Genomic DNA, 26386 nt, shown 5'->3' with positions numbered 1-26386 from the left:
TACGTAATCCGCTATATCGATTTGGTCTTGTGGAAGTACTGGCCTGATTTTCTCAACCTTAAACTGAAGCTTACCCTGCCACTCCGTTATAAGTCCCTTTACTTTTACAAGAATAGGTTCATCCTTTTCAAAAAACTGCTCTATTTCTGCTGTAATTTCCCAGACTTTGGCGTTGATTTCACCTGTTTTATCTCCTAAAACTAAATCTAGGTATCTAGTATTATTATTTGTACTCTTTATAGCGTGGCTTTTTACTAGAAAAAAGCCAATTATACTATCCCCAGGGTTAAATTGATTAATCGTTTTAATGGTAGTACCTCCTCACAATTAAACTATACGATCAAATATATAGGTTTTTATTATTGCAAAATATTCCCTAACCATGAGACGAACAGTTGCAACTTGGGGTGTTTTAGCAGGTATTCCGTAAGGCTCAAAACCGAGTCGTTTTGCTATCAGCTTTGCCCTATACAAATGAAAATCACTTGTTACTATCATAAGTTTAATAGCTTCTCCATCCAATTGCTCTTCCAATGTCTGTTCTTCTAATGTTTTATCATCTAATGTTTTCTCTTCTAACGTCTGTGCTTCTAATATTATTTCTTTGCTAAATAGCAGATTTTCAAATGTGTTCGTTGCCTGCTCTTCTTTTATTATGCGCTGTTTGTCTATGCCGCGCTCGACCAAGAATTTTTTCATTATTTCCGCTTCTGTATAAGCTTCACCTGCTCCCAATCCACCTGTAACTATCACCTTGCTATCAGGATACTGCTCTAGATATTTAAGTCCTGATTGTAAGCGATAGCGCAGGGACAATGAGGGTTGATTTTCTCGAAGTCCCGCCCCTAGTATTACTACGTAGGATGTCTCTATATCGCTTTCATCTACGATTGCAGATTGGATTAGCAGGTGCAAAGCAACCACTCCAAGTAAAGTTAAAGCGCTTATAATTATTATGATTAGTTTAATAGTATTCCCTCTGCATCTGAGCACATTAATTCTCCTACTTGATTAACTTAATAGTCTGCTAGTTCATCATCCGTCGGCTCATCTTTGTTATCTTTATTTAATAAATACATTAGTAGAGAACCCAGTCCCCCAAGCACCATAACAATATATGTGATTATTTTGATATACGGAATGCTCGTTAATATTAGAATAACAACTAAGCCTAATAGCACTAACCAAATTCCACCGTGTTTCTCAGTCCAGCCTAGCTTATCTGCAAGCAGGTAGCCGATTGCAGCAGCTAAAATAATCTTGGTAAAATACAGACTTGTTCCATAGACGGCTAGTGTGATAAGTCCGACTGGTATTCCTACCACTGTGGTAATAGCAATTACAGCAATAATTGGCGTCGCTATTAATAATAGCAACCCAATACCTAGTGTTTTAAATGGTGTTTTGCGAAGCGGCTCTGAAGCACCTCTCCAGAAATTAGGACTTAGCACATATATGACATACCAAACAATTAAAGCTGCCACAATACTTGCGCCTATTTTAAATAGCTGTTCAAAAACACTAGTGTCTCTTCGTTCAATTACGCGCTCATCCACATGACGCCACGTCACATCTCCAGCGATTTCGGACTGCTGTCCAACCTGAGCCTCATAGGGGCTCGTATAGTAAAGATTGCCCGAAATGCTTGCTGAATTGCGAATTTCTAATTGTTCTACTGCCAGCTTTACATCATCACCAACTGCTCCATTAATGACTACATTTACACCCGCGCCTAACATTTGTCTGTTTATTGTACCTGAGCTAAAGATTGTCTCAGCCGCTACGAGCATATCGCGCTCAAGTACACCCGACTCTGATGTGTGCACCCGTCGTCCTGCTCCGATAACATCACCAATTACTTGACCGTTGATTCGCACTTCCTGACCAGCGGCATAGAGATTACCTGTGACAACACCATTGATAACCACTTCTTGACCAGCAACAAATAACGAGCCATCGACCGTACCATCAATTACAACTCGAGTTCCAGCTAGGAAGGCTGTACCGTCAATCGTTCCAGCCAATCGCACTTGATTCCCTGCATAAAACACTGGCCCTTTAATGTATTCCGCCCTTTCTAGGTCTACATCCGTATGTGCGCGAAAGTAGTCTGGAATATCTGAAAATGCAAAGGTTGCCGTAGCTGTCACCAGTAGTACCGCTAAAACTACTAGCAATATAGTACTTCGCTTAATTTTAATGTTTTTCATACATAAACCTCCATTCGTACTAATAATCCTTCATAGCAATCGCAATTGCCTCTTCCACGAGCTGCTGTTGTTCAGGTAGCGGCTCGTCAATATAGATTATTTCACTTACCGTTCTTTTGCAGTGAAAGTTAATTCCAATCCGTTTAATTGTTCTGTCAAACAGTTCTTCAATAGCTATCTTGTTTTCATCATCTTGCTTAAACTCTTTCTTTGTAACACCGACTCCTATTAAAACTGGATATTTATTTGTCTGATTTTTAATATTCGGTGCTAGATTTGGAATCGTCCGTTGTAATGTAGACATAACCAAGGGCGATAGCTGCTCCCCATCAGTTGGAGTCAATATCACAAGTGCATCTGCTTGTATTATATCACTAGTTAGGCTATTACCTTGATCGTTTATTACACATTTACCAGGTGTTTTAGTCCAGCAATGGTAACAATTTCTGCAGCCTTCAATGTCAATCTCTAATAAATTCATCGTGTCAATTATGATTGCCGATTTCTTAAGCTCTTCTAAAAGCATCTCATGTATTTGTGCATATTCATTTTCATTGTCTAAACTATTCAAGATAATAGCTCTCATTATTTTCCTCCATGCAAAGTCTTCCCTAACACAAACGCTTTAAGTAACTATTCAACAAACAAACAAAAATCCCTTTTTGTAAATACAATTAGGGATTTTTCATAGCTATATCTATTCAGAAATTATTATAACCTCAGGCTCTGGTATAAAGCCGTGTTTATTATTTACTTGTTCTTGTACAAATTTAATTAAATATATTACGTCTGCTGCTTTTGCCTGTTTATGATTAATAATGAAATTGCCGTGATAAGGGGATATCATAGCCCCTCCATATTCCTTGCCCTTAAGGCCAAGCTCATCAACTACTACACCCATTGGTCTGCCAAACTTGTAATTATTCTTAAATACCGAACCACAGGACGGGTAGCTGAAATGTCGCTTGCTACTGCGATCCTCATCTATTTCTTGAAAGCGCTTTGGTAGCACAACTTTATGCTCCTTACTAATATCCTCTGTAATAGCTTGAAAATGTTTATAGAAATTAGCAAGTGACGTAATGTCTGTATAAGGTTGTTTATACAATTGTAATAGATTCTGAATAATTAAATAGCGTTCACGTGTAAGATTTGGAACTAAAAAATCTGCTCCAATAATAATCCAAGGTCTTTTTTGAAAAATAGATTCTTTATAAGCAAAGCTACAGTCTTCGACTGCTATTGATTGAATTGATGAACTATCCTTTGCTATATCTATATAATAAATGCGGTTAAGAAGCTCACTCATTTGATATTCATAGCATTTAGCGTTTATATATATACCTGCACCTATTGTTCCTGGCAGCAAATGTGTAAAATACATGCTTTCGTAGTCGCTTAGGACTCCTATCAGCGGTAAGAACGACAACGGTACTCCCGCTGCTAGGAAAAGCTTCGCTTCACCGCCACTAGCAGCAATATTGCAGTCAATCATGCGTTTTAGTGATATATACATCTTTTCAGCATACGGCTCATCTGGGAACAATATATTAGATCCATACCCAAAAATCTCACAGGGAATTCCTTTTTGTTTGCAAGCATCCAGCAGGCATATTAGCTCATCCACCGTTTCTGGGGTTGCATAAAACCGTGCACTTCCCCCTATTTCATATGAGCTATGTCTTGCTAGCATCTCATTTTCTACGCACAAGGATTCAAAAGTTAATGCTTTCACTGTAAGCATCACCTCTTTTCAATTAAAGTTAGTATCATTCCTATATAGTTATTCTAATAATTTATAACTTATGCGCACTATTAATGCTATTAACAATTTCATTCACAATTTTAATAACATTGTTTGGTTGATCTAAATGGATGAATTGGCTGCTATCAGAGACTTCAATCCACTCACTAGCTGAACTTATTGCTAAAAACTGTTGTGCTTGTTTTCTAGATATTTCATCAACACGCTTAGCGTCTTCTTCCGTTAGCCCTTCGCTGATTAATCCTTTATTAGCAGTTACTGTAGATTGATATAACACTTTTACAGGTATGTCTGGAAAGCCGCCTGCCTTCTTACTTCTCTCCATATTACCTTTTCTCATTGATTCAACATACTCTAGTCGCACCATCTGCATCTGAGTCTGCAAACAAAAATGCTGCCATAGAATATCCCGTGTGTCTTCATTTAGCTTATGATAATAGTATAAAGGTGGGCTTTTAAATAATAGATTTCTAAACCTTCGTATAACCCCTAACTTATTTAACATGAGCATAGACTGTATAGCAGGCAGTTTGTCGATACCGCTTTTGACTAATACATCTTTATTAAGTTCTTTGAAATATATTGAGCTATCTAATGGCTGCGGACTTATAAATACAGCCCCGACAATTTCTTGTGGACATAGCCTGGCAAAATGCTGCAGATATGACGCACCAAAGCCATGGCCTATTAGTAGATACGGCCCTTGTATGCCTTTGGCCTCTAGAATTTTTTTAAGCTCCTCGGCTATATTTTCACTTGTCCTACGCTGATTAGTTAGTTCACTCCAGCCATAGCCAGCTCGGTCGTATGTTATTACTTGCATATGCTTAGCTAAATCATTCTGGATCTGCCACCATTCTGGCGATGCAGAACCTATGGTAGGCTCTATTATTGCTGTTACTGGTCCCTGCCCTTTTATTGTCACATAGACCTGCCGTCCATCGACGTCAATAGTTGTTCCTGGGCCTTTGGCTTGATCTTGCCAATTTCTTGCTTGTTTATTACTGATTATCTTCCCAATTATATTAAATATTACAATAAGCCCAATGGTGATAATGACAGCAAATCCAATTACGTTGAGCATGAACGTCCTCCTTAATCTTTTACATCTACTTAATCTTTAGCAGTTACTTCTACTCCACCTAGTGTAGCACGACAATGAATTTTTAATACAGGTGCGCCTGGGTCTGCAATCTGCTCGACCTTCATAGAGGATACGATGCCACCAGTTTCTTCCCCTAGCATCTCTACACCGCCTAAGACTGCTGTTCCTTCACAAATTACTGTAATATTCTTAGGCACTATAAGTTCAATTCCACCTAGAAGTGCATTACAGCTAATAGTGTACTCCCTATTTTCTAATATAGCTTTCCTTAAGTCAAGTTCTATGCCGCCAAGTACAGCCCAGTAGTCCCCATCCTCTAGCTTCCAGGGTTGCTTCGACTTTTCAATCCCACCGAGGAATGCCCAATTGTTCTTTCCAGATGTTTTCGGACCCCTTAAGAAATTAATACCGATTATTATTAATATTACTGGCCAGAAAAGCTTCCAGAAGAAAGATAAATCAATATTAAACCAATCATGTTTGTTCCCTAAGAAAATTAGACCTATGGCTATTAGTATCAAACCAGTAACAACTTCACCTTTACTTTTCCTACTAAAAAGGAACTGCATACCCCAAATAACAAATACAACAGGCCAATAATTACTGATAATAGAACCTATACTTACATCGATAAAACCAAGGTTGTTTAATAATAGTAGCACGCCTAGCCCGATTATAATTGCGCCGACCCACCATTGCCCTCTTCCATTCATTAACAACACATCCTTCCATGAAATATTCTTTAATTATTAGTAAACTTAACATACATTAGCTACAAATCTACAATCACAACTCTATACATTCTATACAAAGAATAGTAAATCCTGTTTGCTTTTATTACATTTTATTCATTTGTGTGTAGGGATTTGAAACATTCTTGTGGTTTTACTCGTCGTTATAATGAGAGAGCTAATATGATGTGTTGTTAGATATGTGTTATTAGCTGTGTATTTTTTACATATAAAAAAACTACTTAGGAGGTTTTAACATGAGAGGTAATTTAAAATCATTAATTGTACCAATTTTAATCGTCACTATCGTCTTTGTTGTTTATAGCTTTAGTCAGCCTGCCCAAGCGGAAATTGATGTACCAGGAGATAAGACTGACTTGCCTGTTATTAATGTTACTGGTGTCGGAGAAATTTCTGTTAAGCCTGACGCAGCTCAGATTTCGCTAGGTGTACGCACAGAAAGCGCTACCGCGAAGGAAGCACAAACAGAGAATGCGCGTATTACTAATCAATTAATAGCAGCTCTTAAAGCCGCAGGAATCGAAGAAAATAATATGCAGACTCAGAACTTTTCAGTACACCCTCAATATGATTATAACGTCGAAAGGGGACAGACTAGACGCATTATCGGCTATCAGGTGCAAAACATGCTTATCGTTAAAATAGATGATATTGCACAGGTAGGCCCAGTAATAGACAGCGCTAGAGAAGCTGGCGTAAATGAAGTAAATAGTATCCGCTTTCTGACGACTCAAGAACGCACCCTAAGAAACGACGCCTTAACTAAGGCTGTTGAGGACGCAAAGCAAAAAGCTGATACCATAGCTGCCGCATTAGGAAAGACTGTTCAAGATGTCGTAAGTGTTACAACGGACTCCGTCTCCGCACCTCCGAACAATTTTAGAAACATGCAAATGGCTGAGACCGCTGACTCATCTACACCTATTATAGGCGGAGAGCTAACAATTAATGCTTCTGTACATGTGCAATTTACGATGAAGTAGGTATTAGTATAAAGTAATAATATTACGAACAATAACAAACAGCATAATATGTAATCGATTAAAAGGCCCCACTGAATGAAAACTCATCCAGAGGGGCCTCTTATATTTAGTAATCTAACTTATAAACTAATTTCTAGCTTATATCTAGCTTGCAAACTACTTCTAACTAACGAAGGTCTTCAATAGAATCAATATCCATGTATGCTGGAACAACTAAACCAATGCGAGTTCCATCAAGATTTGGACCTAAGTCTACTAAACCTTCACCAAAACGATCCATGTATGATTCGTGAGTTGTTGGCAACCATGCTGCTACCATAGCATCAGCTTCGCCACTTTCAACACCTTGGAACATCGGAGCTGGTTCTAATTGACGCATTCTAACATCGTAACCAATAGACTCTAGTACATATTTAACTACATTAGTACTAGCAATCTCAGAATCCCATGCAACGAATGCTAGATCTATGCGATTACCGTCAACTTCTTCTACACCTTCAGTCCATTCATTTACAGTATCCTGATTAGCAGCAGCCCAGTCTGCAGCTGCTTGTTCTTCAGAGCTACCTTCTTCAATAGCAACCATTACTTCTGCCATATCGTCTGGAGTCCAGAAGAATCTGTCTAAAACAGTGAATGCAGATGGCTCATCTGCTTCTAAGCCTTCACGTACTAGTGTATGAACTTGCTCATCTCCACCATACACACCTTGTGGGTCATCTAAATATTTTAGATCAAAGCTAGCAAACTTCCAGTGTGGTGTCCAACCAGTAACAATTATTGGCTCTTGATTTTCGTAAGCTCTTCTAAGTGCTGCTGCCATAGCTGCACTTGAAGACTCTACTAAAGTCCACTCTTCTAAACCATAAACATCAAGAACTTCTTCAGTTGCCATCATTAAACCAGCACCTGGCTCAATACCTACGATTTCAAAACCTACTTGCTCACCTACTGCAGCTGGTGGCTCCATAATTACATCATCACCAGTTGGATCTGCAACATCTGGTGTATCTACTGGTGGTTCATCAGTACCTCCACACCCTACTACTAAAAGTGACATGGCTAATACTACTGCCAAACTTAAAAACAAAACGCGATATTTCTTTGTCATTTTATTGACTCCTCCCTTTTTTAGCGTTTTTTGTATATATTTTGAGAGATTCGATCTAGCATAATTGCTAAAATAACAATAGCTAAACCGGCCTCAAAACCTCTACCTACTTGTATCTGACTTACAGCTCTATATACTTCTGCCCCTAAACCTGGTGCCCCAACTAACGAAGCTATTACAACCATTGATAGAGCCAGCATTACACTTTGGTTAATGCCTGCCATAATCGTTGGCATTGCCAATGGCAGCTGTACTTTGTATAGCTTTTGGTTTCTAGTAGACCCAAAAGCATCTGCTGCCTCTATTAACTCTTTAGGCACCTGGCGAATACCTAGGTTAGTCAAACGAATTGTCGGTGGCATCGCAAATATGACCGATGCGAATACCCCAGGAACAACTCCGATGTTAAAAAACAAGATTGCGGGTATTAGATATACGAACGCTGGCATCGTCTGCATAAAATCTAGTATCGGCGCTATAATGCTTTGCAGCCTATCACTTTGGGCTGCTGCTATACCAATCGGTATACCTATAATCACCGATATAATTACCGCCGTAATTACCAGTGCCAATGTGTCAATCATCTGCGACCAGTATCCAATATTATCTATAAGTAATAATCCTAAAACCGTAAATATAGCAACAGGCCAGCGGCTTGTCCACCAAGCAAGTGCTGCTAATAAAGCTATTAGTGCTAATGGCGGGAAAAACACTAATATGTCGACGAACGTCTCTATAAACCAGCGAATAAACCTAGCAATCAAATCGAAAACAAAAGAGAACTCTCTTGTCATCCAGTTAACTAAATCATCAACCCAACTTCCTAAGGGAATGCGCGGGATAAGATCCATCTATATCACCTCTTTTCCCGAAGCATCAGTATCTTCTGGTGTATTACCAGCTAAAGCACCCATAATTGCTCCGCGAATTATTATTCCTTTAAGGCGACCATTCTCATCTACAACAGAAACAGGTATAGGTTCTGTTGCAACAACTTCAAACAAGTCTGTAAGTATCGTATCTGGGCTGACCTTAGGCACATCTCTAATCATTATGTCTTCAATTGTTTTACCCTGCTCTACAGCCCTTGATGCATCGTGCGCAGTAACAACTCCTTGCAGGGTCTGTTTCTTATCTACAATAAATATATTAGAAATTTTCCGCTCTTTCATAAGCTGCAGCGCTACTCTAGGGCCCTTGCTAACTCCCATTGTTTCTGCTTTTATCATTACATTCTCAGCCGTAAGGACCTTAGACAAATCAACATCTGCTACGAACTTCTCTACATAATCATTAGCAGGGCTCATCAATATTTCCTCAGGTGTGCCAATTTGCACAATGTTTCCGTCTTTCATGAGTGCTATACGATCGCCAATCCGTAGCGCTTCATCTAAATCATGTGTAATAAAAATAATTGTCTTTGACATTGTTTCCTGCAGCTCTAATAGCTCATCCTGCATATCTTTACGTATTAATGGATCAAGTGCACTAAATGCTTCATCCATCAACAAAATATCGGCATCATTTGCAAGTGCCCGCGCCAAACCAACACGTTGTTGCATACCTCCACTTAACTCATCTGGATAGCTGTTTTCATACCCTTTTAAATCTACAAGCTCTAGTGCCTTCTGTGCTTTTTTCCGACGTTCTAGCTTGTCCATCCCCTGTACCTCAAGTCCATATTCAGTGTTTTCAAGCACATTTCTATGGGGAAACAGGGCAAATTTCTGAAACACCATACTCATCTTTTTCCTACGCACATAACGTAATTGATCTTTGCTCATTTTAACCAAATCTTCACCATCTATAAGAACTTGACCAGAAGTAGGTTCAATTAAGCGGTTAAATAAACGTACTAGTGTAGACTTACCGCTTCCCGACAATCCCATGATGACAAATATTTCTCCTGCTTGTACCTCAAATGTTGCTTGATTAACTCCGACAGTTAATCCTGTTTTCTCTAAAATTTCTTGCTTTGACATACCTTTGGCCAATAATTCAATCCCCTTTTTAGGATTTTTACCAAAAATTTTTGTCAATTGGTTGACTTTAATCTTCCCCATCTTTCCACCTCTTCTGCTGGCTCTATACATTTTCAATCATTTCCGCAGCATTCTTGCTTACTGTATAAGTATATAATCATACTACTCATGTCCACAAACTGCTTATAACGCCACATCCAGCGTAAACTCTGTAAAGTTTTTTCTGTACAAACTTTATTATGTGTTTTCATATAAATACTCCTAAATACCCACAAATAATTCCGATTCCTCAGTTGAATTAAATCTTCTTATCATGTAATAATAGGAAATAAAAATTAGCATTATTCATGAGGAGCTGTAACAATGGGCGCACAAGAACGCTTAGATAAAGCACGGGAGCGTGTCATAGAGTCAATTGCAGATAATATGGATCTGTACGGCGTGCCACCTTCAGTTGGCCGTTTATACGGAACATTGTATTTTCACGGTGAACCAATGACCCTAGACGAGATGAAGGAATCTCTAAAAATGAGTAAAACCAGCATGAGTACTGGTATCAAAACGTTAATGGAACTAAATTGTGTCGAGCGTGTATGGAAAAAAGGTGAGCGTAAGGATTACTATCAAGCTAAAGAGGACTGGCAGCAGATTTTTATCGATTACTTTTCAATTCAGTGGAAAAAAGCCATAATGTCAAACTTAGAATCACTACAAAAATCTAAGAAGGAACTTCAAGCCCTCATCGCTGAACATACAACAGAAAATTCTAAACAGCACCCTAATAGTGAGCAATTGGAAAGTCCTCAATCTTCATTATTCCATGCACAGCAGGATATTGAAAAAATAGATTATGCAATTAATTATTACCATTGGTTAATCGATAATATAGCTAAGCTGGAACAGACTAAATCATTCTAGGAGGCTTCCAATGAAAATCGTAATTATTGGCGGGGTTGCAGGGGGCGCTTCTGCTGCAGCCCGTCTTCGTCGTCTTAACGAGCATGCTGAAATTATTATGTATGAACGAGGTAGTTATATATCCTATGCAAACTGTGGCCTACCATACTTTATCGGTGGCAAAATTACTGATAAGAATAAGCTGACGTTGCAAACGCCTGAGTCCTTCCAAGACCGATTCCGCGTCGATGTACGAATCAACCAAGAGGTCATCGAAATAAATCGACAAAAACGAACTGTGATTGCTAGAGATATATCATCCGGTTCTACAACCGAAGAAAACTATGACAAATTAATCCTCTCTCCTGGAGCTGAACCAGTCATTCCTACTATACCTGGCTTAAACGATGAGCGCATCTTTACACTGCGTACAATTCCAGATACATATCGCATCCATGAGTACATACAAAAACATAATGTAAAATCAGCCGTAGTTATTGGCGGTGGCTACATTGGCCTTGAAATGTTAGAAAACCTAAAAAACGCTGGTATTGAAGTGACCTTAATGCAGCGTTCACAGCAGATATTACGAATGTTAGATTTTGATATGGCAAGTGAAGTGCATCAATATTTACGTGATATCGACGTTAACTTAATTCTAAATGCTGCTATAAATGGTTTTAGTAGCATTGGAGAAAGTCTTGCTGTTGAATACAACGACGGCAGTACTGTAAAAGCAGATATTGTCCTATTATCAATAGGCGTGCGCCCAGACAGTCAGCTGGCTAAAGATGCTGGTTTAAAGGTTAATATCAAAGGCGCAATCGAGGTAGACCCATATTTACGTACATCTGATGAGCATATTTATGCAATTGGGGATGCTATTGAAGTCAATAACTTCGTTACAAATGAACCATCTCATATACCGTTAGCTGGCCCAGCTAACAAGCAAGGTCGTATTGTGGCTGACAATATCATGGGGGCTAATACACAGTTCAAAGGTACTCAGGGCACATCAATTTTAAAGCTTTTTGACATGACAATCGCAGCTACAGGTATTAATGAAAAAGCTGCTACGGGTCTCAATTATCATTATGATGCTATTCATACCTTTTCACCATCGCATGCTACTTATTATCCTGGAGCTACTTTCATGAGTATCAAAACCCTGTTCGACAAGGAATCAGGACGGATTCTAGGAGCTCAGCTTATTGGCTTTACCGGTGTAGATAAACGCTGTGATGTACTGGCAACCGCTATCAGAGCGAACATGACAGCCTATGACCTTGCCGAATTAGAGCTTTCCTACGCACCTCCCTTTTCTTCGGCGAAGGATCCTGTCAATATGATTGGCTTTGCTATTGAGAATATATTAACCAATAAAGTCTATCAGCAGCACTGGGCTGACATCGATAATGTTATTGAAAAAGTACAGCAGGGACAGGCTATCTTACTAGACGTAAGAACTCCGAGTGAATTTGAGCGTGGCCACGTAGACAATAGCCTTCATATGCCACTTGATAATCTACGTTCACATATTAACGAATTAAATTCTAGCAAGGAAATCTATGTTTATTGTCATAGCGGACAGCGTAGCTACATCGCTTGTCGCATTTTAATGCAGCATGGCTATTCCTGCTATAACATCTCAGGTGGATATCGACTCTACCAAATCTTAAGCTATTAAACTTCTTCATAACCATCGCTAAAGGGACACCTAATAAATGATAGAATTACAAAAAGGGAGTATCGCAAGCTACTTAAACAAGTAGTTCACGATACTCCCTCTGCCATCTTCATATCTTATAGAACCTATAAATATAATCCTATTAAAAAATAATTGCTGCAATTACACCGAAAATAATTAGCGGAATGTTAAAGTGAATAAACGTCGGCACACAAGTATCCCAAATATGGTTGTGCTGTCCGTCAGCATTTAAGCCCGCTGTTGGCCCTAATGTACTGTCAGATGCTGGCGAACCGGCATCACCTAGAGCTGCAGCCGTTCCGATTAATGCCGCAATAGCCATTACAGAAAAACCAAGCTCTAAACCTAACGGTACGTATAAAGCTGCAATGATTGGAATTGTACCAAAGGAAGTTCCAATCCCCATAGTAATCGTTAAACCAATTAATAGCATAATAAATGCCGCAATAATTTGACTACCTGATAGTATCCCTGAAGATACTTCTACTAGCTCTGCCACAGCGCCAGTTTCTCTTAAGATTGTGGCATATCCAGATGCTACTAGCATAACAAAGGCAATCATACCCATCATTGCGATACCTTTGTTAACAACATCGTCCGTCTTACGCCAGCTAACAACGTTAAAGACTAACATGATAGCAATACCAATTAAGGCACCTAAAACCATTGAACTAAATTGAACCTGCACAAACAGTGCTGCAACTATAGCAATAACAGTAAACGTGTGCCCCTTGTTCCAGGAGACTTTCTCATCAGGTGTTACCGCGTCTAATAACGAACTCTCTTCCAGTGGTTTGTAGTCACGGGACTTCCTATAGGTAAAGAAAATTGCGATAAACAAACCTACAACCATACCTGAAACTGGAATTAAAAGCGCTAATGGAATTTCACTTATGCCAATAGTCGCTCCGTGTGCCTCCATTTCCCTTTGGATAATACCATGGAAAATCAGCCCATAGCCTGCAGGTAAAAGTATATATGGAGCTTTCAAACCAAATGTAAGAGCTGTCGCAACCGCTCTACGGTCTACCTGCATACGATTAAATAGTGCCAATAACGGCGGAATTAAAATAGGAATAAAAGCAATATGCACTGGTACTACATTTTGTGATAAAGATGCAACGGCTGCAATTGCAAGTAATAAAAAGCCGCGCTTCCCTTGTAAAGCTTTAATCAAAATTTGCACTAAAACATTAGTAATCTTTGATTTGGCAATTAGTACAGCAAACATACCTAGTAAGATATAGCTCAAGGCTGTATTTAATTGACCATCCATTCCTGATACTAGCATTGGAATTGTTTCACCAAGTGGTAATCCTGCCACAAGGCCTGCCACTAACGCTCCAGCTATTAATGCTAATAACACATTCACTCTCGCTAAACTGAGTACTACGACTACAATTACCGAGATTACTACAGGATTAAATAGCATTGTTTTGTCCTCTCCTTTTTCTCTCTAATATACTAAAGTGCTCTTTACCTTTATACCATGCTAAAGCACGAATAGCAATAGCTAACTTTAGCCAAAATAAGAGCTATGGTATAATTAACTAAACTCTTCTAAAAATTTCACTTAGAAAGGATGTTTAAATGTGGAGATTCGTCTACCCTATGACAAAGGTTGCATTGAGTTTACGCCTCCTAGCGGTTGTAATGTAAAAGTACTAACACCTCCTTCCGAAGATTTCAAGCCTGAATTCTCTCAAGAACAAATCGTCAGAAACGCAATTAGTAATCCTATTGATTCACCTCCTCTATCAGAGCTGGCAAAAGACAAGAAAAATATCGTTATTATCACCAGTGACCATACTCGCCCTATTCCCAGCCGCATTACAATGCCTATTATTCTCGAAGAAATCAAAAAAACAAATCCAAATGCAAAGCCAACATTGTTAATATCTACTGGCCTACACCGAGTTAGTACTGATGAGGAATTAATGGAACGGCACGGCCAAGATGTTTTAGATCAAGTGAACGTAATCAATCACGTTGCTACGGATTTAGATAACATGGTCTATTTAGGGGTGCTTCCTTCTGGCGGTGAGCTATGGATAAATAAACTTGCTGTCGAAGCTGATTTGTTAATCAGTGAAGGATTTATCGAGCCCCATTTCTTTGCAGGTTTTTCTGGAGGTCGGAAAAGTATTCTACCAGGAATAGCGTCCAGAAAAACTGTACTTTATAACCATAACTCCACCTTTCTTTCAAATCCATATGCACGTGCAGGCGAATTAGAACGTAATCCAATTCATAAAGATATGGTTTGGGCAGCTAAGCAGGCTAAGCTGGCATTTATATTAAACGTAGCGATTAATGGAGAAAAGGAAGTTATTCATGCCGTGGCTGGCAACCCTTTTGCCGCACATGAGCAGGGCTGTGAATTCGTAAAGGATCTTACTGGAACTGAGGCCATACCAGCTGATATAGTCATTAGCACAAACGGTGGCTATCCACTCGATCAAAATGTATATCAAGCTGTAAAAGGCATGACTACAGCAGAAATGACAGCGAAGCCAGGATCTGTAATTATAATGGTATCTGCATGTAAAGACGGTCTAGGAGGCAGGGACTTCTACCATCAATTAGCTGATTTTCCTTCACCTCAAGAGTCGATGGACCTGTTTATGAAAACACCAGAGGATCAAACACCAGTAGATCAGTGGCAATCGCAAATTTTAGCTAGAATATTATTAAAGCATAAGGTAATTGTGGTTGCTGACGAAAGTGTGGCAAGCTTTGTGAATGAAATGCACATGGAATATGCGAAAACTGTTGAAGAAGCAATAGAAAAAGCACAGCAAATTAAAGGTAGGGACGCTTCAATTACTGTGATTCCAGATGGGGTTGGGGTTATTATTAAGTAATTTAGTTGGACAGCGTATAGATAGAAGTAGCTCGGTATCAATTTAATCGACACCGAGCTATCTCTTATCTACCTCATATTTTGTTGCAAGATTGTTTTACGTAAACGAATCGATTTCGGTGTTACTTCTATTAGTTCATCTTCACGGATGAAATCAATAGCCTTCTCTAAAGTCATTGGTAATACAGGTGTTAATACGATGCCTGTATCTTTACCTGAAGATCGAACGTTAGTTGCCTTCTTCTCCTTACATGGGTTTACGTTAAGATCTTGACTGCGGCTATTCTCCCCGACAATCATACCTTCATATACAGGGTCTCCTGGTTGTACGAACAGAATTCCCCTTGGCTCTAAATTAAATAAAGCATATGGTACGGCAGTACCCTGGCGATCTGAAACCAGTGATCCGTTAATTCTGGTCGGGAAGTCACCACGATACTCTTCAAAACCCTCTAAGTATGAGTTCATTATCCCAGTACCCTTAGTATCTGTTAAGAACTCATTACGATATCCTAACAATGAACGAGAAGGCACAGAGAACTCCATCATCGTGCGTCCGCTACCTTTATTATCCATGTTCATCAAACGGCCTTTACGGAATGAGATTTTCTCTGTTACGATTCCTACGAAGTTTTCATCACAGTCAACGAATAATCGCTCAATTGGCTCTAGCTTCTTGCCATCCTCAATTTTGTAGATAACAATCGGTCGTCCAACAGTAAACTCAAAGCCTTCTCGGCGCATCTGTTCAATTATAATTGCCATTTGTAGCTCGCCGCGACCCTTAACGATAAAGCTATCACTAGCTTCAGCGTCTTCTACCTTAATAGCAACATTTCTTAAGGTTTCTTTGAAAAGTCGTTCGCGAATTTTTGCTCCCTGAACGATTTTACCTTCTTTACCTGATAGAGGTGATGTGTTAATCGTAAACATCATCGAAACCGTAGGCTCGTCCACCGTAATTCTCGGCAATGCTTTAGGTGTCTCTTTGTTCGTGATTGTATCACCAATTTTAACGTTTTCAATCCCTGCTAAAATAACTATATCGCCTGCTTCAGCTTCTTTTACTTCTAAAAGTTTCAGTCCATCATAGACCTGCAGCTTTGAGATACGCAATGGTAATTGCTCGCCCTTATCGTTAATGCAAACTAGTTGATCATTGCTTTTCACAGTTCCGTGGAAAACACGCCCAATAGCCAGACGTCCAAGATATTCTGAGTAATCTAAGTTTGTCACAAGCATTTGGAACGGTTCTTCTGGGTTATGTGAAGGACCTGGTATTTCTTCTACTATTGTATCAAACAGAGGCTGGAAGTTATCGTTCTCCTCATCAAGCGTCAATTGCGCCTGGCCTTTTACACCAATAGCATATAAAACTGGAAACTCTAGCTGATCTTCGGATGCATCCAAATCGATAAACAGATCATATATCTCATCTAAAACTTCCTGTGGCCTTGCGTCGCTGCGATCTATTTTGTTAATACACACAACGATACGCAGGTTAGCTTCTAAAGCCTTCTTAAGTACAAAACGAGTTTGTGGCAGTGGTCCTTCCGATGCGTCAACTAGCAGAATTGCTCCATCAACCATCTTAAGTGCACGCTCTACTTCTCCGCCGAAATCAGCATGGCCAGGTGTATCTAAGATATTAATCTTAACGTCTTTCCAATATACTGAACAGTTCTTCGCCGCTATGGTAATTCCACGCTCGCGCTCTAAATCCATGCTATCCATTACACGATCATCAACATCTTGGCCAGCTCTAAATGTGCCACTTTGTTTCAACATATGGTCTACTAATGTCGTTTTTCCATGATCTACATGGGCAATAATAGCGATATTTCTTACATTTTGATTCTGAATACGTTTTTTCATCACTGATTCTCCAATTTCCTTAATAAATTTCAATATACTATATATATTGCTCCTATTTGTTTCATTGTTATTATTTTCAAATAGACACCATAGTATTATGTCATAGATTGTTTTCTTTTGCATTCTTTTTTTCTTATTATTTTTTAGCATATTGCTATTCAGTTCTGCAATTAATTGCTAAAATATAATCATGCAGAGCAAAGCAAACTATAAAATAAAAATACTATTGTCAAACAAAGGAGGAAAACTTATGTTATGGATTTTTGCCGCAATTATAATTTTAGCATTATTTTCGATTATAACGTACAACCGTTTAATCGCCAAAAGAAATGCTGTAGCAAATGCATGGGCAGGTATTGATACTCAGCTTCAGCGCCGTTATGATTTGATTCCAAATCTTGTAGAAACGGTTAAAGGGTATATGGAACACGAGAAAACGGTCTTAGAAAATGTCACAAAGGCTCGAACAGCTTTTATGAATGCAGGAAATGTAAAAGAACAGGCAGAGGCTGAGAATATGATGGCTGGTGCCCTAAAGACTTTATTTGCAGTATCTGAGAACTATCCTGACTTAAAGGCTTCACAAAACTTTATGATGCTACAGGAAGAATTAGCTGGTACTGAGAATAAAATTTCGTACTCTAGGCAACGTTATAATAATTCAGTAATGGATTATAATACCGCACTTCAAGTATTTCCTAATAATATTTTTGCCAATATGTTCAACTTCAAACCAGCAGATTCTTTCGCTGTCGAAAGTGAAGAAGCAAGAAAAGCAGTTAGGGTGCAATTCTAATGCAAATGTATCAGCAAATTAATCGTAATAAACGAAACACCGTATTTTTCCTTATTGTTTTTATTGGATTGATATTAGTTGCTTCTTACTTTATCGGCTACTTAATTGATCCCGCTGCAAGCTTTACATTTGCAATTATAGCCTTTGTCATTGCTGCTATCGGGGTCTTTTATAGTTATTACAATAGTGATAAGGTTATATTGAAAATGGCAAATGCGCGGCCTGTTTCCAAGGCGCAAGAACCATACTTGTACCACACTATTGAAGGAGTTGCTATTGCTGCTGGTATTCCTACACCAAAGGCTTATGTAATTGAAACAGATGTACCTAATGCATTTGCTACTGGTAGAAACCCCGAAAACGGTGTTGTCGCTGTTACACGCGGATTAATGGATAGGCTTAATCGGGAAGAATTAGAAGGTGTTATTGCGCACGAGATGGCTCATATTAAAAATTATGATATTTTGTATTCTTCAATTGTTATAGTCCTAGCTGGTACGCTAGTATATCTTGCTGAGTTCGGAACCCGCTCCATGCTCTTTAGAAGAGGTGGCGGGGGAAACAATAAAGGAAATGCTGCTATGCTAATAATAGGAGTTGTTACTATAATATTAGCTCCAATCTTGGCAAGGCTTGTGCAAATGGCTGTATCTAGGAGTCGCGAATATTTAGCAGATGCGACAGCAGCTCGCATGATAGGGTATCCAAAGGGTTTATCTTCAGCTTTACGAAAAATTGCTGAGGCGAGTAACCCTGAGAAAGCAAAGAAGGATGGATTTGCAAGTGAAGCAACTGCGAGCCTATTCATTGTAAATCCACTAATGAAACCTTCGCAGCTTAGCCATTTACTGAGTACACATCCACCAATTGATAGACGGATAGCTGCTTTAGACAAAATGTAATTAACTACTTTCTATGGTGCGTAAATATTGTAATAAGCATTAAATATTTGACACTTATTAATTGAAAAAAGCCTCGCTATGAGGCTTTTTTCTTTGTTCTCAAATTTTAAGTTGGGTGCGTTATTATTTTAACTCAAGAACGTTTCTAACTAAACTAACAGTTAGCGATTGACCTGATCTCTCGCTAGCTACTTTAGCAATAGAATGTGCATGTACATAAAGAGCTCCATTCACATTAGCTACTGGCTTATCAAGAAGGTAAGGAGTTCCGTTTACAGATACACCTTTCTCACCTTGTCTAGCCTTTAATTCAAATCCATAAGTGTTGTTTAAGCTGTATGTAGCGTTCGCTACAACTTGCTTAGTAGCTGCATCAAAGCTTAAGTCAGCTCCCATAGCATTAGCCGCTGAGCGGATACCTACATATACATCACCATCAATTACAGCTACATCAACTTTACCATTAACACCGAATAGTTTGAAATCTACTGTCGCTGTTACAGGGCCTGCAGGTGCAGGAGCTGGTGCTGGTGCAGGAGCTGGTGCTGGCGCAGGAGCTGGTGCTGGCGCAGGAGCTGGTGCTGGTGCAGGAGCTGGTGCTGGTGCTGGCGCAGGAGCTGGTGGCTCATGCCCTGGTAACACTGGTAACGCTACACCATCATGACATCCTGAAGCCCAGCATTCTGACCCCATATTTGGAAATGCATTTGCTTCTTGAGCATCAAAAGCAACAACACCTAATAAAGCAATAGCTGCTACTAAAAACCATACTACTTTTTTCATTCGTGTAATTCCTCCTTATTATATTTTTTAATAATTGCTAAAAATAGTTCACCTATAAAAACATATATAGAATCCACTCATCAAACGCACCCTGTTGAATTGTAGATCTATCTATGGCAAACTGCTAGGATCTGAGAAGTGTCATTGCGACTCTTGCAAAGTTACGAATACGAATTTCTAACAATTCATCTTCGTGCTTAATCTCAGCACCAACGCTTTGTGCAAAAGCTTCGGCAGGTATGTATGGACGATAGTCTATTATATATATTGGTTCATTTAAACTAGTCGCCTTACCATTGATATATATTTCCTCCGACAATGACTTGCCACGGAAGTCAACACCAAACAATATAAGAATAAATTGCTCTTCTTCATAATTCCAGCCTAATCTTCTATTATACCAACTGGCTAAAGAAGTAACATCCAAATAAGTAATACCTTCTATGTCGACTATATCAACTTTCCCTGATTGTGTTAACATTTTGAAATCTACTGTATGTATATCTTCATCGTTGATAGTTGGAATAACAGTGACATCTGACTGCTGTTCACCTTCAAATGCTTTATCTGTTCTATTATTGCTGGTCTGTCCATTATTAGTAGATTTTGCAGCTTTATTGCTGTTGCTAGTTTCTTGGTTATTTGCCTGCTTTGCTGTTGTATTGCTAGTTATTTCTTTTAAAGCGTTAGCTAATTGACTGCCCACGACTCTTATAGGATTTCCTTTGTTTTCAGCTAGTGGTTTATCAGCCGCTTCAAACTCTAAGGTCTCTTGTGTAGCATTATATCCAATTGCTAGATAATTTACCATAATCAATGCACAAAATATCGTTACTATTAACGCTATGTAAATCTTGTTTGGACTGTTCATCTCGTTAGCCTCCACCCATAATTAGCCAAGACCATTCACAATAACTTCATTTAATATAATTTATACTTATTATTGACTCAGAGCACCATAGGGTTTTCTCCTAGACTTTTTCCCTTTTAATTATTATGTATTTATACCTTAAAATCCTCCTAAAAAAACTATTTGTAATCTAAATGTTACATGTTTTCTAATTTAGTACTAGTTTCATTATATCATCATATTTATGGTTTTTGTCAAAACATTTTTTTAGCAACTATCACCAGCAACAAAACCTGTTGATAGCGCTATTTGAATATTAAAGCCGCCTGTATAACCGTCTACATCTAATATTTCACCTGCAAAAAAAAGATTGCTTACTATTTTCGACTCCATTGATTTAGGGTTGATTTCTTTTATATCTATCCCACCCGACGTGACCGTTGCCTCATCAATTGGTCGTAATCTATTAATATTTAAAACTAACCCCTTAGAATTTCTAATTATCTCTTTACGATTGTCCTGTGTGATTTGATGTGCTTGCCTATCATATGGCATTTCTGAAAGTTGAAGTATTATTGGAACTAAGCGCTTTGGCAATAATTCTTGTAATATATTAGATATTTGCTTTTTCCCATTTGATGCTAGCAGCTCTAACAGCTCTTTTTCAAGCTGCCGCTCCGTGTAATCTGGCAATATATCAAAAACAATTCTATATTTTTCAGCGGATGTTGTTATATTGGAGCTAGCAGAAAAGATAACTGGGCCAGTGACACCATAGTGGGTAAACAGCATATCCCCAGAATCACTATAGACTACTTTACCTTTTACAGTCTGCTCTATTTCATTTACGTCTTGATTCATAAGCTCTTGTACAACAACATGCACGCTTTGTAATGAAAGTCCTTGGAGGTCTTTTACCCAACACTCTTTAATCTCTAGCGGCAATAGTGAACCTTTTAACGGAGTTACCCGATGCCCAAGACCCTCTGCAAAGCGGTAGCCGTCTCCCGTTGATCCCGTTTGAGGATATGATTTGCCGCCAGTGGCTATTATAAGGCTCTCAGATTTAACCTTAATGGATTTACCAGTAGCATCTTGATAAAAGATAGTAAAACCCTCTGAATCATCTTGTTTTATAGATGTAACTTGTCCTATTCGAATCTCTGCCCCACATGCCTCTGCATGCCTTCTCAGAGCATTTACTACATCCTTACTGCGATTTGATTGAGGTAGTACGCGCCCACGGTCTTCGACCTTAACTGGAACTCCGTAGCGCTCCAATAAATCAATCGTGTCTGAAGGTGAAAATCTACTAAATGCACTATACAAAAATCTCCCGTTAGTTGGTATGTTTGCAATTAATCCTTTTGTATCAGTTTTGTTAGTAACGTTGCAGCGACCGTTCCCAGTTATTAAAAGCTTCTTCCCTAAAAGCACTTGCTCTTTTAATTGGTTCTTTTCTAGTAGAATCGTTTTTAGACCACGACTACTAGCAGTGGCAGCTGCCATCATTCCCGCAGGTCCACCGCCTATGACCACTACAGTTTTATTACGCAAAGATATACACCTACCCCTCTCATTTTCTATTATAGACACTTTCTAGCCATTCTATTACATTGGCAATAGCATGGTAGTCATGATGCGAACACATATGCATCGCTACTTCTTTAGCTTCTGGATGGGCATTCTCAACTGCAAAGCCCACATATGGGCTACAGAGCATCTCTAAATCATTCGTTTCATTGCCAACAGTGACAATGGAATATTCCTTGTAACCAAATTGTTGTTTTAGTACTTCTAAAGCATTTCCTTTTGACACTCCTATAGGTAACCATTCCAGAAAAAAGCGCTCCGAGCGACACATGCGAAAGGGCATATTATCAGTAACTATATTCAATTTATTGAAGTAGCTATTAATATACGCTTCTACCTTTGTTAGTTCATCAGGTTCTGCTGCAAATAGCACCTTACGCCAAGGTAATTCAAGCTCCGTTAGCACATGCTCTTTATCAAGATATGGCTCTTTCTGTCTATGAAATTCTGTATATGAATTACGCCTGATTAATAAAATATCGTTGTCCTTATATATTTCTAATCCAACTTCTTTAAAGTCATTGTAAATACGCAACAAAAGCTCTTCTAATGCATCTTCTAGACTCTTCTCCCATAGTACTAGATTTTGGTCGAAATCATAGATTATAGACCCATTATATAGTATAGCGGGTGCATTAATTGGCAAATCATGCAGATATGGTGCTACTGACGTTTCTTTCCTACCTGTAGCAATGCTCAAACTACCGCCATTATCTACAAAATACTGCATTGCAGCTTTGTTTTCCAAGCTTATTTTATCAGAGCTATCTAATAATGTCCCATCCATATCACATACGAGTAGAACATTTTCAAATAGTTTGGCCAAAGTACTCACTCCTATCACCGAAATGTAAATGTCACACTGTAAATTCTGATGTACCAAAAAAAGAATCGAGAGCTTACTATGCCTCGATTCTACACATTGTTATTTTATATTATACACAAAACCACACACATTCTATTATTAATTATAGGTTAACTGTATTGGAATTTAACTATAGTTGGTGTTAACTACTTCATAATCTAGCCGTTTTGAGTAGTATAGTTTTCCTTTAAGTTAACCTTTGGTAAGTTTCCCATTAGACCCCTCACTACCAACGGTAACCCACCAAAAATATACAGATAACGGTAATGCACAACTTTCTTCATCCAAACTGCTATTTTACCCTCAATTCGGTATTTGCCAAAGACCATACCTACAGCATCAGATGGACCTATCGATGCAACTACACCACGATTTACGAATGTGAATGCATCCATTTCTTTTCCTGTTAAATATTTCTCTAGATTCTTCACTAAGTGCTCACCTTGCTGCATTGCAATCTGCGCAGTAGGGGGCAAGCCACGTCCATTCTCATCTAAGAATATAGAGCTATCACCAATTATAAATACATTGTCATAGTTGATAGATTGTAGTTTCTCGTTTATATTTGCACGACCACGCTGTGTACTAAATCCTGAATCTTCAAGTACCGTATTACCTCGAACTCCACCTGTCCAGATTACCATTTTTGAAGGGATTTGCTCTTCACCAATTTGTACGTAATCTGCTGTGACTTCCTTAATTGGCACTCCTAGCTTTAGTTCCACACCTTTATTCTGTAATATTTCAGCCGTCTTCTTTGATAATTCTTCATCAAACCCTGGCATCACCGTTGGAGCTGCTTCTGCACAAATAAGCCTAATTTTGTCTAACGGTACATCATATTTAGGTGCTACCTTAGGTAGCCATTCCCCTAGTTCTCCAGCTAATTCAACACCAGTAAATCCAGCTCCACCAATTACGAAATTCAGCAGTCCGTCTTTACATTCGTCTGTTTTATACTTTGCAAGACAGCTCTCTATTTGTACTTTAATTAACCTCGCTGCATTTAAACTGCGAAGTGGATAGCTGTTTTCCTTCAGTCCTGGAATGCCAAAATACTCAGGATCTGATCCTAAGCCTATAACTAAATAGTCGTATGCTAATTCCTGATCCTCAAGTAAAACTTTTTGTTCTTCAGGGTTAATCCTGCTTACAACACCTTTAACAAGTTTAACATTATCATCGATTAGCTTGCTAAGCGGAATGCGAACTTCATCACCATCTAAGTGCCCGCCCGCAGGCTCGTGCAGCTTTGTTACCATTTGATGATAGTTATGCTTGTTTACTAGCGTAATATCTATATGTAACTTGTTCGCTAGCTTACTAAGCCCTTGAGCTGTAATTACACCGCCATAGCCAGCACCCAAAATTACTACTCTTTTTCTGTCTTGTTGCTTCTCTTGATTCATTTTCAGGAACCTCCGTTTATCATCCGAATTAAGTACATGCTTGTGAATGTTCTCACATTCACATACTGTTAGCTCTGATTATACAAGAGAATGTGTTGTAATACAATGATACTTTAGGGCTATTTCGTGAAAAGATTCACTATCTTCTTTATTTAGCTAAGTTTTTCGCCCGCAAGCAGCCTGAGTGCTTTCTCTTCCGCTGGAATACGCACATATAGTAGTATCCAGGCGTTAAGAACAGTAAAAACAGCTGCCGTAATAAAGGCTTGAAAAATCAAAGGTATAGCAATAATCTCAAGTGCAACAATTAAATAGTTAGGATGACGAATAAACCTATAAGGCCCTCTATTCACCCTTTCTGCATTAGGTATTACTAGAATCTTCGTATTCCAATACTGGCCCAATGAACGAATCGTCCAAAAACGCAATGCTTGGGCTAGCATAAATAAAACAAACGGTATCCACCACCATGTAGCTAGCTCAGCACCACTTGCTATCACTTCCGTTAACAATGATACGAAGAATAGAACGTGCATCATAACTATATACTTATAATGCTCTTTACCATGCTCAACCGCACCTTGCTCGCGCATCCATTGCTCATTTCTAGCAGCAATTTGTAGTTCTCCAATTCTCTGTAATATAACAACTATTAATAATCCAATTAAAAACAACATATAGTGACCTCCTTAGTACTAGGTAGTCCTATTGTTGCCTCTAATTTAAGCTTTTAATCTATAATCTATTCCTTTACGCTAACCATTCACGTCCATTTTATCAGAGCTAGCTCAGAACTAAACCCTGGACCGAGGGCTAGCATTATGCCAATGTCACCTTCACGACATTGATTTGCATTATAAGTACTCTCCATAAATTCACTCAGCACAAACAATACAGTCGGCGATGACATATTTCCGTATTGCTGTAAAACCAATCTGGATTTTTCTGTCATCTCAAAGTCAAGCTGCAAAGCGTCCCTATACGCCTGTAAAACTTTTTTGCCACCGGGGTGGGCAACGAAGTGCTTAATGTCTTTAGCTGCAATATTGTTTCTAGTAAGAAATTCTTCTAAATTCGGCTTTAGCCATCTACGAATTATCGATGGGATATCCTTTGAAAATACTACATACAGCCCATCATCCTTCAAGTCCCATCCCATAACATCCTCTGAGTTAGGCATGAACGTAGACATGGTATCGAAGACTCTTGGAATAGCTTTACGAGCAGATGCTTCAGAGCTAGCAATAAGACCTTTTCTCCAGTTTAATAGATTTGATTGATCACCGCTAACTAAAGCGCACGCTACACCATCAGCAAACAGCGAAGTCCCAATTAGATTGCTTTTTGAGTAATCCTCTCGCTGAAAGGTCAAACTGCAAAGCTCAATACATAATACAAGTACATTAGCCTCTGGATATGCTTTACAATAATCAAAGGCTCTAGAGATACCCGCCACTCCTCCAGCGCAACCAAGACCCCAGATAGGAACCCTTTTAGTGTGAGGAGAAAACGAGCGCAGATTCATAATCCTAGCATCAATAGTCGGAGTAGCTATACCAGAGCTAGAAACAAAAAATATAGCATCAATCTCGTCACAACTAACTTTTCTTCCTAACAGCGTCTTTAGCTGCTCGTGTTCGAGGCATCTGTCTATTGCTTCAACACCTAATTCTACTGCTGTTTTAATATATAATTCGTTTTTTTCCTGAAATGAATGCTTATGTTCAAACCAATCCGCTGGTGCAGATATATGCCTCTTCAATATTTCGCCGTTTTGCACCACCTGTAGCAATCTATTAATATCTTGATGATGTTTAGAGAACAGCTTTTCAATAAACGCGGACGTTGTTTCTTGATTAACCTGGTATTGAGGGTTACATGTGCCTAAGGATAAAATCATAGCCATTTCCATTTTCCTCCACTTCATTCTGGATAGC

Annotated in this window: 24 protein-coding genes; 6 read left to right on the top strand and 18 right to left on the bottom strand. The window is 38.8% G+C overall.

Annotated features, from left to right (window positions below; genetic code table 11):
• Positions 1–327: 327 nt before the first annotated feature.
• The 6 genes from BHF68_RS08810 to BHF68_RS08785 form a co-directional block, all read right to left on the bottom strand.
• Positions 328–915, bottom strand: coding sequence for a YdcF family protein (locus BHF68_RS08810; protein ID WP_176719909.1), 588 nt, complete (start codon positions 913–915; stop codon positions 328–330).
• Between the two features lie 101 nt (positions 916–1016).
• On the bottom strand, positions 1017–2210 hold the full coding sequence (locus BHF68_RS08805) for a DUF8173 domain-containing protein (RefSeq protein WP_069643281.1): 1194 nt from the start codon (positions 2208–2210) through the stop codon (positions 1017–1019).
• A 19-nt stretch (positions 2211–2229) separates the two neighbouring features.
• Positions 2230–2796, bottom strand: a complete 567-nt coding sequence (locus BHF68_RS08800; RefSeq protein WP_069643280.1) for an NAD(P)H-dependent oxidoreductase — start codon at positions 2794–2796, stop codon at positions 2230–2232.
• Positions 2797–2907: 111 nt separating this feature from the next.
• On the bottom strand, positions 2908–3945 hold the full coding sequence (gene murB / locus BHF68_RS08795) for a UDP-N-acetylmuramate dehydrogenase (RefSeq protein ID WP_176719908.1): 1038 nt from the start codon (positions 3943–3945) through the stop codon (positions 2908–2910).
• 61 nt (positions 3946–4006) lie between these two features.
• Positions 4007–5059: an alpha/beta fold hydrolase gene (locus BHF68_RS08790; RefSeq protein WP_069643278.1), complete on the bottom strand. Its 1053-nt coding sequence runs from the start codon at positions 5057–5059 to the stop codon at positions 4007–4009.
• Between the two features lie 29 nt (positions 5060–5088).
• Complete coding sequence (locus BHF68_RS08785) at positions 5089–5793, bottom strand: cell wall-active antibiotics response protein (protein WP_069643277.1); 705 nt, start codon at positions 5791–5793, stop codon at positions 5089–5091.
• A 275-nt stretch (positions 5794–6068) separates the two neighbouring features.
• On the opposite strand from BHF68_RS08785, the gene BHF68_RS08780 reads away from it, so the two are divergent.
• Positions 6069–6815 (top strand): SIMPL domain-containing protein, encoded by a 747-nt coding sequence (locus tag BHF68_RS08780; protein ID WP_069643276.1) that lies wholly within the window; start codon positions 6069–6071, stop codon positions 6813–6815.
• A gap of 166 nt (positions 6816–6981) precedes the next feature.
• Here the strand turns inward: BHF68_RS08780 and BHF68_RS08775 are convergent, their stop codons facing one another.
• Genes BHF68_RS08775 through BHF68_RS08765 form a run of 3 tightly spaced genes read right to left on the bottom strand, consistent with a single transcriptional unit; the run spans position 6982 to position 9989 of the window.
• On the bottom strand, positions 6982–7926 hold the full coding sequence (locus BHF68_RS08775; protein ID WP_069643275.1) for a glycine betaine ABC transporter substrate-binding protein: 945 nt from the start codon (positions 7924–7926) through the stop codon (positions 6982–6984).
• A gap of 20 nt (positions 7927–7946) precedes the next feature.
• Complete coding sequence (gene choW, locus BHF68_RS08770; protein WP_069643274.1) at positions 7947–8777, bottom strand: choline ABC transporter permease subunit; 831 nt, start codon at positions 8775–8777, stop codon at positions 7947–7949.
• Positions 8778–9989 carry a quaternary amine ABC transporter ATP-binding protein gene (locus BHF68_RS08765; RefSeq protein WP_069643273.1) on the bottom strand — a complete coding sequence of 404 codons (1212 nt, stop codon included), beginning with the start codon at positions 9987–9989 and terminating at the stop codon, positions 8778–8780.
• 282 nt (positions 9990–10271) lie between these two features.
• Between BHF68_RS08765 and BHF68_RS08760 the strand changes: the two genes are divergently transcribed.
• Both BHF68_RS08760 and BHF68_RS08755 read left to right on the top strand, forming a co-directional pair.
• Positions 10272–10826 carry a GbsR/MarR family transcriptional regulator gene (locus BHF68_RS08760; RefSeq protein ID WP_069643272.1) on the top strand — a complete coding sequence of 185 codons (555 nt, stop codon included), beginning with the start codon at positions 10272–10274 and terminating at the stop codon, positions 10824–10826.
• A gap of 10 nt (positions 10827–10836) precedes the next feature.
• A complete protein-coding gene (locus BHF68_RS08755) occupies positions 10837–12492 on the top strand; it encodes a CoA-disulfide reductase (protein WP_069643271.1) in 1656 nt (551 codons plus the stop codon).
• A 142-nt stretch (positions 12493–12634) separates the two neighbouring features.
• On the opposite strand, the gene BHF68_RS08750 is transcribed toward BHF68_RS08755, so the two are convergent.
• A complete protein-coding gene (locus tag BHF68_RS08750; protein WP_069643270.1) occupies positions 12635–13945 on the bottom strand; it encodes a Na+/H+ antiporter family protein in 1311 nt (436 codons plus the stop codon).
• Between the two features lie 160 nt (positions 13946–14105).
• Between BHF68_RS08750 and larA the strand changes: the two genes are divergently transcribed.
• Positions 14106–15377 (top strand): nickel-dependent lactate racemase, encoded by a 1272-nt coding sequence (gene larA / locus BHF68_RS08745; RefSeq protein WP_069643269.1) that lies wholly within the window; start codon positions 14106–14108, stop codon positions 15375–15377.
• 68 nt (positions 15378–15445) lie between these two features.
• Here larA and typA read toward each other — a convergent pair whose 3' ends face one another.
• Positions 15446–17251, bottom strand: a complete 1806-nt coding sequence (gene typA / locus BHF68_RS08740; RefSeq protein ID WP_069643448.1) for a translational GTPase TypA — start codon at positions 17249–17251, stop codon at positions 15446–15448.
• Positions 17252–17501: 250 nt separating this feature from the next.
• Between typA and BHF68_RS08735 the strand changes: the two genes are divergently transcribed.
• Positions 17502–18047, top strand: a complete 546-nt coding sequence (locus tag BHF68_RS08735) for a LemA family protein (protein WP_069643268.1) — start codon at positions 17502–17504, stop codon at positions 18045–18047.
• Entirely contained in the window at positions 18047–18949 is a 903-nt protein-coding gene (locus tag BHF68_RS08730; protein ID WP_084019318.1) for a M48 family metallopeptidase, read from the top strand. The genes BHF68_RS08735 and BHF68_RS08730 overlap by 1 nt, the downstream gene beginning before the upstream one ends.
• 123 nt (positions 18950–19072) lie before the next feature.
• On the opposite strand, the gene BHF68_RS15240 is transcribed toward BHF68_RS08730, so the two are convergent.
• The 7 genes from BHF68_RS15240 to BHF68_RS08695 form a co-directional block, all read right to left on the bottom strand.
• Complete coding sequence (locus BHF68_RS15240; protein ID WP_069643267.1) at positions 19073–19732, bottom strand: stalk domain-containing protein; 660 nt, start codon at positions 19730–19732, stop codon at positions 19073–19075.
• Positions 19733–19856: 124 nt separating this feature from the next.
• A complete protein-coding gene (locus BHF68_RS08720; protein ID WP_069643266.1) occupies positions 19857–20603 on the bottom strand; it encodes a stalk domain-containing protein in 747 nt (248 codons plus the stop codon).
• 246 nt (positions 20604–20849) lie between these two features.
• The gene (locus tag BHF68_RS08715) at positions 20850–22139 is read right to left on the bottom strand and encodes a BaiN/RdsA family NAD(P)/FAD-dependent oxidoreductase (protein ID WP_218070343.1); all 1290 of its coding nucleotides are present in this window, start codon (positions 22137–22139) and stop codon (positions 20850–20852) included.
• Between the two features lie 19 nt (positions 22140–22158).
• Positions 22159–23001: a Cof-type HAD-IIB family hydrolase gene (locus tag BHF68_RS08710; protein ID WP_069643265.1), complete on the bottom strand. Its 843-nt coding sequence runs from the start codon at positions 22999–23001 to the stop codon at positions 22159–22161.
• Positions 23002–23198: 197 nt separating this feature from the next.
• Positions 23199–24449 (bottom strand): NAD(P)/FAD-dependent oxidoreductase, encoded by a 1251-nt coding sequence (locus BHF68_RS08705; RefSeq protein WP_069643264.1) that lies wholly within the window; start codon positions 24447–24449, stop codon positions 23199–23201.
• A gap of 152 nt (positions 24450–24601) precedes the next feature.
• Positions 24602–25126, bottom strand: coding sequence for an isoprenylcysteine carboxyl methyltransferase family protein (locus BHF68_RS08700; RefSeq protein ID WP_069643263.1), 525 nt, complete (start codon positions 25124–25126; stop codon positions 24602–24604).
• 86 nt (positions 25127–25212) lie between these two features.
• Positions 25213–26376, bottom strand: coding sequence for a type III polyketide synthase (locus BHF68_RS08695; protein WP_301553615.1), 1164 nt, complete (start codon positions 26374–26376; stop codon positions 25213–25215).
• Between the last annotated feature and the right edge of the window lie 10 nt (positions 26377–26386).

The organism is Desulfuribacillus alkaliarsenatis, assembly GCF_001730225.1.
In the GTDB taxonomy this organism is placed as follows: domain Bacteria; phylum Bacillota; class Bacilli; order Desulfuribacillales; family Desulfuribacillaceae; genus Desulfuribacillus; species Desulfuribacillus alkaliarsenatis.
The sequence above is the reverse complement of the archived record's forward strand: the minus strand, read 5'-3'. Positions and strand labels throughout refer to the sequence as shown.

Excerpts from the sequence above, each read along its gene's own strand:
- BHF68_RS08800 (WP_069643280.1), bottom strand. The coding sequence starts at position 2,796 with ATGAGAGCTATTATCTTGAATAGTTTAGACAATGAAAATGAATATGCA.
- BHF68_RS08735 (WP_069643268.1), top strand. The coding sequence starts at position 17,502 with ATGTTATGGATTTTTGCCGCAATTATAATTTTAGCATTATTTTCGATT.
- BHF68_RS08695 (WP_301553615.1), bottom strand. The coding sequence starts at position 26,376 with ATGAAGTGGAGGAAAATGGAAATGGCTATGATTTTATCCTTAGGCACA.
- typA (WP_069643448.1), bottom strand. The coding sequence starts at position 17,251 with ATGAAAAAACGTATTCAGAATCAAAATGTAAGAAATATCGCTATTATT.
- BHF68_RS15240 (WP_069643267.1), bottom strand. The coding sequence starts at position 19,732 with ATGAAAAAAGTAGTATGGTTTTTAGTAGCAGCTATTGCTTTATTAGGT.
- BHF68_RS08785 (WP_069643277.1), bottom strand. The coding sequence starts at position 5,793 with ATGAATGGAAGAGGGCAATGGTGGGTCGGCGCAATTATAATCGGGCTA.
- BHF68_RS08780 (WP_069643276.1), top strand. The coding sequence starts at position 6,069 with ATGAGAGGTAATTTAAAATCATTAATTGTACCAATTTTAATCGTCACT.
- choW (WP_069643274.1), bottom strand. The coding sequence starts at position 8,777 with ATGGATCTTATCCCGCGCATTCCCTTAGGAAGTTGGGTTGATGATTTA.
- BHF68_RS08755 (WP_069643271.1), top strand. The coding sequence starts at position 10,837 with ATGAAAATCGTAATTATTGGCGGGGTTGCAGGGGGCGCTTCTGCTGCA.
- BHF68_RS08750 (WP_069643270.1), bottom strand. The coding sequence starts at position 13,945 with ATGCTATTTAATCCTGTAGTAATCTCGGTAATTGTAGTCGTAGTACTC.
- BHF68_RS08790 (WP_069643278.1), bottom strand. The coding sequence starts at position 5,059 with ATGCTCAACGTAATTGGATTTGCTGTCATTATCACCATTGGGCTTATT.
- BHF68_RS08805 (WP_069643281.1), bottom strand. The coding sequence starts at position 2,210 with ATGAAAAACATTAAAATTAAGCGAAGTACTATATTGCTAGTAGTTTTA.
- BHF68_RS08775 (WP_069643275.1), bottom strand. The coding sequence starts at position 7,926 with ATGACAAAGAAATATCGCGTTTTGTTTTTAAGTTTGGCAGTAGTATTA.
- BHF68_RS08705 (WP_069643264.1), bottom strand. The coding sequence starts at position 24,449 with ATGAATCAAGAGAAGCAACAAGACAGAAAAAGAGTAGTAATTTTGGGT.
- BHF68_RS08765 (WP_069643273.1), bottom strand. The coding sequence starts at position 9,989 with ATGGGGAAGATTAAAGTCAACCAATTGACAAAAATTTTTGGTAAAAAT.
- BHF68_RS08730 (WP_084019318.1), top strand. The coding sequence starts at position 18,047 with ATGCAAATGTATCAGCAAATTAATCGTAATAAACGAAACACCGTATTT.
- BHF68_RS08760 (WP_069643272.1), top strand. The coding sequence starts at position 10,272 with ATGGGCGCACAAGAACGCTTAGATAAAGCACGGGAGCGTGTCATAGAG.
- BHF68_RS08700 (WP_069643263.1), bottom strand. The coding sequence starts at position 25,126 with ATGTTGTTTTTAATTGGATTATTAATAGTTGTTATATTACAGAGAATT.
- BHF68_RS08720 (WP_069643266.1), bottom strand. The coding sequence starts at position 20,603 with ATGAACAGTCCAAACAAGATTTACATAGCGTTAATAGTAACGATATTT.